The following is a 567-nucleotide window of genomic DNA, read 5'->3' on the forward strand; positions in this document are numbered from 1 at the left end:
GCCGGCGACACCAAGAAAAAGCGTAAGCTGAAAATCAAAGACGCGATGAAAGCGCTGGCAGAAGAAGAAGCTGCAAAACTTGTAAACCAAGAAGAGCTAAAAGAAGCCGCGATTTTCAACGTAGAAAACAACGGTATTGTTTTCATTGATGAAATCGACAAGATTTGTAAGCGCGGCGAAAGCTCTGGCCCGGACGTGTCTCGTGAAGGTGTGCAACGTGACTTACTTCCTCTGATTGAAGGCAGTACCGTTTCGACAAAACACGGCATGGTAAAAACAGACCACATTCTGTTTGTTGCATCCGGTGCATTCCAAGTTGCCAAGCCATCTGATCTCATTCCAGAACTGCAAGGCCGTCTGCCAATCCGTGTGGAATTGGAAGCACTGAGCAGCCACGACTTCAAACGTATTTTGACTGAACCTAAAGCGTCGCTGACTGAACAATACATTGCGCTGATGAAGACAGAAAACGTCGATATCGAATTTACCGAAGACGGTATCACGCAAATCGCAGAAGCGGCATGGACAGTAAACGAAACCACAGAAAACATTGGTGCTCGTCGTCTA

1 protein-coding gene is annotated in these 567 nt (G+C 46.7%); it reads left to right on the plus strand.

The features are described from left to right. Positions 1-567: AAA family ATPase (locus R7Q46_RS29090; RefSeq protein WP_318078568.1), on the plus strand; the 567-nt coding region annotated here is incomplete at both ends.

This window comes from Vibrio sp. 811 (assembly GCF_033339195.1).